The 9,166-nt window shown below is 67.2% G+C and carries 6 protein-coding genes; 1 reads left to right on the top strand and 5 read right to left on the bottom strand.

The genetic code is table 11. The annotated features are described in order from the left end of the window. From JHC99_RS02545 to JHC99_RS02535, 3 genes are all read right to left on the bottom strand, one after another. Window positions 1–892: alpha/beta hydrolase-fold protein (locus JHC99_RS02545; RefSeq protein ID WP_292151895.1), on the bottom strand; the 892-nt coding region annotated here is incomplete at its 3' end. Further along, the gene (locus JHC99_RS02540) at window positions 892–2,412 is read right to left on the bottom strand and encodes an MFS transporter (protein WP_292151894.1); all 1,521 of its coding nucleotides are present in this window, start codon (window positions 2,410–2,412) and stop codon (window positions 892–894) included. The genes JHC99_RS02540 and JHC99_RS02545, both read right to left, overlap by 1 nt. Then, the gene (locus tag JHC99_RS02535) at window positions 2,409–4,478 is read right to left on the bottom strand and encodes a glycoside hydrolase family 97 protein (RefSeq protein WP_292151893.1); all 2,070 of its coding nucleotides are present in this window, start codon (window positions 4,476–4,478) and stop codon (window positions 2,409–2,411) included. The genes JHC99_RS02540 and JHC99_RS02535 overlap by 4 nt, the downstream gene beginning before the upstream one ends. Window positions 4,479–4,545: 67 nt before the next feature. Here JHC99_RS02535 and JHC99_RS02530 point away from each other — a divergent pair, with 67 nt between their 5' ends. Beyond that, window positions 4,546–5,604: a LacI family DNA-binding transcriptional regulator gene (locus JHC99_RS02530; RefSeq protein ID WP_292151906.1), complete on the top strand. Its 1,059-nt coding sequence runs from the start codon at window positions 4,546–4,548 to the stop codon at window positions 5,602–5,604. Window positions 5,605–5,786: 182 nt separating this feature from the next. On the opposite strand, the gene JHC99_RS02525 is transcribed toward JHC99_RS02530, so the two are convergent. Continuing rightward, window positions 5,787–7,418, bottom strand: coding sequence for an alpha-glucosidase (locus JHC99_RS02525; protein ID WP_292151892.1), 1,632 nt, complete (start codon window positions 7,416–7,418; stop codon window positions 5,787–5,789). Beyond that, window positions 7,415–9,160, bottom strand: a complete 1,746-nt coding sequence (locus JHC99_RS02520) for an alpha-amylase family glycosyl hydrolase (protein ID WP_292151905.1) — start codon at window positions 9,158–9,160, stop codon at window positions 7,415–7,417. The genes JHC99_RS02525 and JHC99_RS02520 overlap by 4 nt, the downstream gene beginning before the upstream one ends. Between the last annotated feature and the right edge of the window lie 6 nt (window positions 9,161–9,166).

The raw sequence follows: 9,166 nt of genomic DNA, 5'->3' as shown, positions 1-9,166 counted from the left end.
CGAGCCGGCTATTCCAGCTCTTTTCGTTATGCTCGGCACCGGGGAAGACCAGGGTGCGGAAGCGGTCGGGGCCCCAGCCGGCGGCGCGGACGATGGTGTCGATCCGGCTCTGGAAGAAGGCGTAGAACTGATCCAACGTCTCGTCGCCGCGATCGAAATACAGGCGGTGTGTCGCGGGGTCCGGCAGGCCGGCGGCGATGACGCGCGACCAGGCGTCGACGACCGCCTCGCGCCAACGCTCGAGGGCGTCGCCCTCCAGTCGTTCGAGCCGCAACGGCCAGTGGGTGGACAGGCAGCCGGCGGAGCCGAACACCTGCGGATACTTCATCATCGCATAGAGCGAGATCAGCCCGCCCATGCTGGACCCGGCGATCAATGTGTCGTCCCGGCCGGGCAGTGTGCGATAGGTCGCATCGATCATCGGCTTCAGGTCGTCGGCCAGGAAGCGCAGGTAGCCGTCGGACAGGGGGGCGCCGCCGTACATCGTCAGCAGGCTGTCGCGGACCTCGGCGGGCAGGGCGGTGATCAGGTCGGCGGGGACATATTCCCGCAGGCGCAGCGGGGTGTTCCAGATACCGACGACGATGGGCAGGCGGACCTGGCCTGTCTCCGCCAGGCGCGTCAGATGCTCGTCCACGCCCCATTCGCCGAAGGCCGCCTTCGACGCGTCGAACAGGTTCTGGCCGTCGTGCATGTAGAGGACCGGATAGCGTGCCTGGGTCGCGTCATAGCCGGGCGGGAGCCAGACGGTGACGTTGCGGGTCGCGGCATGCGCCGAGGCCCTGTCCGGGTGTTCGACCAAGCGGCCGTCGGTCGGGACGTCGGCTCTCGCCACGCCCGCGAATGGCAGGGCGGCGAGCAGGCCGATCAGGGTGCGGCGGTCGGGCGACATCAGGCGCGCACCGCTTCCTTGACCCGCAGGGCGGCGAGGGCGGCGATGAAGAAGCTGACGCCGCCGATGACCAGAGCCCAGATGGCCTGGCCGTCGAACACGCTCTTCAGGATCAGGCCCAGAAGGGTGGCGGCGACCAGCTGGGGCACCACGATGAAGATGTTGAAGATGCCCATGTAGACGCCCATTTTTCTGGACGGCACCGCCCCCGACAGGATCGCGTAGGGCATGGACACGATCGAGGCCCAGGCGAAGCCGACCCCGATCATCGGCAGCCACAGCAGGGCCGGATCGCGGATCAGGAAGATGCCGATCAGGCCCAGGCCGCCGAGCGCCAGGTTCAGCGCATGTGCGCCGCGCCGGCCGATCCGCTTGGCAAGCACGGGGATCATGAAGGCCGCCAGGGCCGCGACCCCGTTGTAGACCCCCATCAGGACGCCGACCCAGTCGGCCCCCTCGCCATAGCCGGTCGAGGTCGGCGACGGCGCGCCATAGTGGACGGTGGTGACGGCGGGCGTGGTGTAGATCCACATGGCGAACAAGGCGAACCAGCTGAAGAACTGGACGATGGCCAGATCGCGCATGGTGGCGGGCATGCGGAAGATGTCGTCGACGATCTCGGACAGGCCGTTCGAGGCCCGTGCCCGATGCATCAGACCGACGGCGATCTGGAGCAGACCGAAGACAGCCAGACCGCCGAACAGGACATAGAGCTCTTTCTCGATACCGGAGATCGCGACGCCCGCGAACCCGATCGCGCCGACGGCCAGCCAGATCAGGCCGCCGATCAGATAGGCGCGTATCGACCGGGCCGGGGCCTCGGCGTCGGCCTGCGACGTGGTCGTGGCGGCGCGGTCGAAGGCGGCGAGCTGTTCGGGGCTGTATTCGCGGGTGGTGAATACGGTCCACAGGACGGCGGCCAGCAGGGCACCGGCCCCGACATAGAAGGCGATGCGGACGCTGTCGGGGACGACACCCGTAGGCGCCACCGAGGCCACGTCGAACACGTTCGACAGCACCCAGGGCAGGACCGAGGCGAACACGGCGCCGGCCCCGATGAACACGCTCTGCATCGCATAGCCGGCCGTACGCTGGTCCTCGTTCAGATTGTCGCCGACGAAGGCGCGGAACGGCTCCATCGTGATGTTGATCGATGCGTCCATGACCCACAGCATCAGGGCCGCGAACCACAGGCTGGGCGAATTCGGCATGGCGATCAGGGCGATCGTCGTCAGGATGGCACCGAACAGGAAATAGGGCCTGCGCCGCCCCAGCCGGCCCCAGGTCTTGTCGCTGAGATGGCCGATCAACGGTTGCACCAGAAGGCCGGTCATCGGCGCGGCGATCCACAGGATGGCCAGGCTGTCGACCTCGGCCCCCAGGGTCTGGAAGATGCGGCTGGTGTTAACGTTCTGGAGCCCGAATCCGATCTGGATGCCGAAGAAGCCGACGCACATGTTGACGATGGCGGCGGGGGACAGCCGGGGGCGGACGGACAGGATGGACGCCTGGAGGGTCATGCGCGGCGGACTCTACCCAGCGGCACGAAGCGGATCGCCTGACCGCCGCCGGGGGCGAGCGCCAGGGTCAGGACGTCGGCCGAGGTGACCTCGCGCTGCTCGATGACGATGGATTCGCGCTTGGTCTTGTAGTCGGCGTCGGGGCCGTCGCGGTAGATTTCGGCGCGATAGCGGCGGCCGGCGTCGAGGAAGTCGAGCGGGGCGGTCAGGACGCGCGGATGCTCGTCGGTGACCGCACCCAGGGCCCAGACGTCGGAGGCCCTGTCCTTCCTCGCGATGGTGACATAGTCGCCGACCTCGCCGTTCAGCACGCGGGTTTCGGCCCAGTCGACGGGCACGTCCTTGATGAACTGGAACGGGCCGGGGTTGGCCTCGTAGTGGACCAGCAGGTCGGCCGCCATCTGGATCGGGCTGTAGATGACGACATAAAGCGCCAGCTGCTTGGCCCAGGTGGTCTGGACCCCGCCGGGGCTGCGCGTCTCCATGCCGAAGATGCCGGGCGTATAGTCCATCGGCCCGGCCAGCAGGCGGGTGAAGACCAGGTTCGCCTCATGCTCGGGCGGATTGCCCGGCTGGCCCCAGGCGCTGAACTCCATGCCCCGCGCGCCTTCGCGGCTGATCATGTTGGGATAGGTGCGGCGCAGGCCGGTGTCCTTGAACGGTTCGTGGGCGTTGACGGCGACCTTGTGCCGGGCGGCGGCCTCGGCAACGCGCAGGTGGTGCTGAGCCATGGCCTGGCTTTCGTTCCAGGCCATGACGGCCGTGCCGTCAGGTCCCGCGACGCGCGCGCCGCCGGCATCGGCGACATAGCCGGTCTTCACCGAATGCATCCCCAGCCGCTCGTAGAGTGCAAAGCCGGCGTCCATCTGTTGCTCATAGTGGAAGGCATTGCCGCCGGTCTCGTGGTGACCGATCAGCTGGACGCCCTTGGCCCGGCCGTGGGCCGTCACCGCCTCAATGTCGAAATCGGGGTAGGTTTGCGTGAAGCTAAAGTCCGAGCCGTTGCCGAACCAGTTGCCGTCCCAGCCGATGTTCCAGCCCTCGACCAGCACCCCGCCGAAGCCGTGCTCGGCCGCGAAGTCGATGTGCTTGATGGCGTTCTCGGTCGTGGCACCGTGTTTGGGCCCGGCGTTCCAGCTCTTGAGCTCAAGGTGCATTTCCCACCAGACGCCGACATACTTCATCGGCTTGAACCAGGACACGTCGCCCAGCTTGTTGGGCTCGTTGAGGTTCAGGATCAGGCTGGACTCGACCAGGCCTGCGGCCGTGTCCGAGATCTGCAGCGTGCGCCACGGCGTGTTGAACGGGGCCTCGCGCACCACGGTGGCATTGGTCAGGCCGGGCGTCAGGGCGGCGCGGAACTTCGTCCCTTCCGAACGCCGCAGGTTCATGCCCGCATAGTCGATACAGGCCGCCTCATGGATCGAGACGTGCAGGCCCGAGCCGCCCTTCACCGTCATCGGGGTCTGGGCGTTGCCGACCGCGTCGATGGACGAGCGGTTGTAGAGGTACTCTTCGCGGTTCCATTCCCAGGCCGGGATCCACCAGGCCGTGCCGTTTTCCGTCAGGTTGAACTCGGTCAGCTCCGAGCCGATCCGCGCGGTCTTCAGCCCTGCCTGTTCGGGGAACTCGTAACGGAAGCCCAGGCCGTCGTCGTACAGGCGGAACACCACATCCACCCGGCGACCCAGCACCCCGGTCTCGGCGAAGGCGACACGCCATTCGGTATAGTGGTTGCGAATGAACCGGCGCTCGCCCCAGGGCTGTTCCCAGGTGTCGTCGAAGGTCATCGGCCGGGACGCCGTCATGGCCATGCCGCGTTCCAGCGCCACGGCGTCGGTCAGCAGGAAGCCGAGCCGGGAGTCCTCGACCACCGGCCGACCCTGGCGGCTGACGGCATACATCGGGCGGCCGTCGTTGTCGGTGAAGGCCTGGACGGTCAGGACGCCGCCGGGGGACGAGGCGCTGGCCCGGGTCGCCGAGGTCTGGGCGCGCACGGGGGCGGAGATCAGGGCAGAGGTGCCTGCGGCGGCGGCCGACAGGGCCAGAAATTGACGGCGTTTCATCATGGCGACGCTTCCTCGATTACAGGGTCTTGCCAAGCGAGGCCGCGGCGTCGCATGAGTAAGCAAGATTTGCAGAAAAATTTGCAGACACCGCTGTCGGAGCCCGCGATCCTTGAGCCGCAAGACGACCCGTCTGGAAGACCTGGCCCGGCTGGCCGGGGTGTCGATCGCCACAGCGTCGCGCGCGCTGAACGACAGTCCCGCCGTCAACGACCGCACCAAACAGGCGATCTGGAAGCTGGCGCGCGAGCATGACTATCCGTTCCGCCGCTACATGCCCGCCGGCCCGATCGGGGCCCAGGGCACGATCGCCCTGGTGACGCCGCGACCGCAGGGGCGGGAAGGGCGGTTGAGCGATCCCTTCTTCCTGGAACTGCTGGCCGGGGTCGGAGAGGCTGCGCGTGAGCGGGGCTGCGACCTGGTCATGAGCCACGTCTCCCCGGCCAATCTGGACGACCTGTCGGTCGCCATGACAACCAGCCGCGCCGACGGCGTGATCTTCCTGGGCCAGAGCACCCTGCACGGCGCCTTCAACCGGATGGCCGAGACCGAGAGCCGGTTCGTGGTCTGGGGTGCCGAACTGCCGGACCAGAACTATTGCTCGGTCGGATCCGACAACATCAACGGCGGTCGGCGCGCGACCTCGCACCTGGCGCGGTTGGGCCGCAAACGTATCGTCTTCCTGGGCGACCTCGATCCGCCCGAGGCGATGCAACGCCAGCGCGGCTATGCGGAGGCGCTGGAAAACGCGGGGCTGGCGCTCGACCCCGACCTGGTCGTGCCCGCCCATTTCGAGGTCGAGTCGGCCGAGGCCTCGGTGGATTCGATGCTGGCGCGTGGCTTGGATTTCGACGGCATCGTCGCGGCGTCCGACCTGATTGCGCTCGGCGCCGTGCGGTCCCTGTTGCATCACGGCAAGACCGTGCCCGGCGACGTTTCGGTCATCGGTTTCGATAATGTGCCCTTCAGCCGATACAGCCGCCCCGCCCTGTCCACCATCGCCCAGGATACGATGAAGGCCGGTCGGTTGATGGTGTCGAAACTGCTTGATTCCACAGGCGATCGGGCCGGCCGGTCCGAGCGGATCCCGACGGACCTGATCGTGCGGGAGACCTGCGGGGGATGAATTCCTTCTCCCCTTGCGGGAGAAGGTGGCAGGCGGAGCCTGACGGATGAGGGATGCCACCCGGTGTCGAAAGTTGGTGTGTTTCGCTTCCAACGGCGGTCGAGCGTCTTCGTACCCCTCATCCGTCTCGCTCCGCGAGCCACCTTCTCCCGCAAGGGGAGAAGGAAGATGTCTGCGAGCCTTCACTCGCCCTTCGCCAACAACAGGCCGGCCAGTGGGGGTAAGGCAGCGGTCGCAACAGCTTCGACGTTAACCGCCTCCACCACGCGCCAGCCCTCCGGCATCACCCACGCCTCGGTCGAATGCCCCAGGTTGAAGACGCACAGCATGGTCTCGTCCCCTTCACCCCGCTCGAACGCCAGCAGAGGGCCTGCCTGAACCATCCGCATCGCGCCGGTCCGCAAGGCGGCGTACTGTCTGCGCAACCCGATCAAACAGCGGCTGAAATGCAGGATCGAGGTGGGATCGGCCTCCTGCACATCCACCGCCAGCGGATAGTGGCGCGGGTCGATCGGCAGCCAGGGTTCGACGGAGGAGAATCCCGCCTGAACGGCGTCGGCCCGCCACGGCATCGGGGTGCGGGCGCCGTCGCGGCCGAGGGTCTCGGGCCAATTGGTGATGGCCTCGGGATCGACGAGGCGGTCGAACGGCACATGGGCCTGAGGCAGGCCCAGCTCCTCGCCCTGGTAGACGAAGACGTTCCCGCGCAAGGACATCAGCAGCAGCATGGCCATCTCGCCGAAGGCCTTTTCGTCGCGGCCCTCGGACCAGCGCGAGATGGCGCGCGGGGCGTCGTGGTTCGAGAAGGTCCAGGACGGCCAGCCCTCACCGTCCACGCCGGGCCACATGGCCGGGCCCTTCTGGACCAGTTCGGCGTCCAGATGATCCGCATACAGATAAAGAAATCCGTAGGCGGAATGAAGCAACCGGTCGCCCTGGGTGTACTGCTTCATTTCCGCATTGGCGCGGTCGCCGCCGACCTCTGCGACCAGGAATCGGTCGCCGTCATAGCTGTCGGCCAGGGCGCGCAGGCGGCTGAGGAAGACCGGAATGCCCGGCTGGGACTGGTTGTGGACCTTGTCCTGGAAGTCGAAGGGGCGGGTCCGCTTGCCGTTGGAGGTCAGGGGCGGATTGTCCGACAGCTTGGGGTCGTGGATGGCGAAATTGATGGCGTCGAGGCGGAAGCCGTCCACGCCACGGTCCAGCCAGAACCGCATGGCGTCCAGCAGGGCTTCCTGCACCTCGGGATTGGCCACGTTGAGCTGGGGCTGCTCCTTGAGGAAGTTGTGCATGTAATACTGGTGACGACGCGCATCCCAGGTCCAGGCCGGGCCGCCGAACACTGACTGCCAGTTCGAGGGCGGCGAACCGTCCGGCTTGGCGTCGGCCCAGACGTACCAGTCGGCCTTGGGGTTGATCCGGTTCTGGCGGCTCTCCTGGAACCAGGCGTGTTCGTCGGAGGTGTGGGAATAGACCTGGTCGATGATGACCTTGAGCCCCAGGGCGTGGGCGCGGGCCACGAGGGCATCGAAGTCGGCCAGGGTGCCGAAGATCGGATCGACCCCGGTATAGTCCGCGACATCGTATCCGAAATCCTTCATCGGCGAGGTGAAGAAGGGCGACAGCCACACGCCGTCGACGCCCAGTGACGCGATATGGTCCAGATGCGCCGTGATGCCCGGCAGGTCGCCGATGCCGTCGTCGTTGCTGTCGGCGAAGCTGCGCGGATAGACCTGATACAGCACCGCACCCCGCCACCATTCGGTCGCGGCCTGGGTCGTCGTCTCGGGATGGTGCAGGGTCTGGACGGTCACGCGGGGTCTTTCGATACGCAGATCATGTAGTCGAGGGCGGGGACGGTAACCCGGATCGATCCGGGTGCCGATGCGGTGGCGGGGCAGGTGCCGCGCAGGCTCGTCCAGCTGTGTGACGCGGCTGCGACCTCGATGTTGGCGGTGATCGGTGTGGTTGCCGAGTTGTAGACGATCAGGGTCTCTCCCGGTTCGCCGGCGATGACGCGGGACACGGCGAACAGGCCGGGCGTCTCGCTGGTCGCACGCACGATCTGGCGGCCGCGACGAAGGGCCGGGGAGGCGGCGCGGATGCGGGCCATCTCGGCGACAGCGCGATACATCGGCGCGGTGGTGGAGAAGGTTTCGCCGGCGCCGCCGATCCGGGGGTGGGTCGCATAGTCGGCGACCTGGCTGGGGAACATGTCGGCCCGCGCGGCACCGTAGCCACCGATGCCGGCGAAACCCTGCTCGTCGCCATAATAGATCGTCGGTACGCCGCGTCCGAACATCATCAGGGCGTGGGCCAGGGTGGTGCGGGCCAGGAGTTCGTCGGCCGACGCGTCAGGATGAGCCTTGGCGATGAAGCCGCCGATCCGGCCCATGTCGTGGTTGCCGAGGAAGGTCGGCAACTGCATCGCCCCCGCCTCGCCCCCGGCATAGAGGGCATCGGCCATATAGAGCCGGGCCAGGGCGTCGGTGCCCTTGATCCCGTTCGCCACATCGGTCGCGGTGGTCTGGAAGGCGAAGTCGAGCACGGCCGGATAGCGATCCACTTGGGTGAACCGCGCCAGGATGCCCGGGTCGTGGTCATAGACCTCGCCGAAGATGTGGAAGTTGGGGATGCCCTTCGCCCGCGCGCGCTCCAGCATGGCGGGGACAAAGGCCTGCCAGAACTCGGGGTTCACGTGGCGGGCGGTGTCGATGCGGAAGCCGTCGATGCCGTAGCGATCGATCCAGTCGCCATAGATATCGATCATACCCTGAACCACACGCGGGTGCTCGGTATAGAGGTCGTCCAGCCCTGCGAAATCGCCGTCCAGCGAGCTCTCGCCCTTGAAGGTCGTGTCGCCACGGTTGTGATAATAGATGGGGTCGTTCAGCCAGGCCGGGACCTTCACCGTCGCTTCGGCCTGAGGGACATAGGGCGTCCAGGCGTAGCCGGACCGGGTCAGCCGCTCGAAATTCGTGCCGTCGAAGCCGTCGTTGATCGCCGCACCCTCGACCCCGCCTTGCCGTGAGTACGGATAGTCGGCGCGGCTGCGATAGGCGCAATCGCTGGCCGGGCATTCGCGATAGCGGATCACATCGGCCGTGTGGTTGGCGATGATGTCCATATAGACCTTCATGCCCCGTGCATGGGCGGCGTCGACGAAGGCCTTGAACTCCGCGTCGGTGCCGAAATGCGGGTCGACCGTGGTGAAGTCGGTGATCCAGTAGCCGTGGGCGCCCGAGAACTCGCGGCCCGGCTCGCCCTGGACCGGCTTGTTCCTGAACACGGGTGCCAGCCAGACGGCGGTGGCGCCGAGGCCCTGGATATAGTCGAGACGCGCGGTCAGGCCGGCCAGGTCGCCGCCGTGATAGAAACCCTCGTCGGTCGGGTCGAAGCCGTGCTGAAGCTTGCCGCCCGCGATGCCGCCGGTGTCGTTGGATCGGTCGCCGTTCTCGAACCGGTCGGGCAGCAGGAAATAGATGACCTCGTCCTGAGGCAGGCGCGCGCGGTAGTCGGCCGGTGCCTGGGCCGCCCCGCTCGACGGCATGATCATGCAGGC

The sequence above is a fragment of the Brevundimonas sp. genome (assembly GCF_016463485.1).
In the GTDB taxonomy this organism is placed as follows: domain Bacteria; phylum Pseudomonadota; class Alphaproteobacteria; order Caulobacterales; family Caulobacteraceae; genus Brevundimonas.
The sequence above is the reverse complement of the archived record's forward strand: the minus strand, read 5'-3'. Positions and strand labels throughout refer to the sequence as shown.

Excerpts from the sequence above, each read along its gene's own strand:
- JHC99_RS02520 (WP_292151905.1), bottom strand. The coding sequence starts at position 9,160 with ATGATCATGCCGTCGAGCGGGGCGGCCCAGGCACCGGCCGACTACCGC.
- JHC99_RS02540 (WP_292151894.1), bottom strand. The coding sequence starts at position 2,412 with ATGACCCTCCAGGCGTCCATCCTGTCCGTCCGCCCCCGGCTGTCCCCC.
- JHC99_RS02535 (WP_292151893.1), bottom strand. The coding sequence starts at position 4,478 with ATGAAACGCCGTCAATTTCTGGCCCTGTCGGCCGCCGCCGCAGGCACC.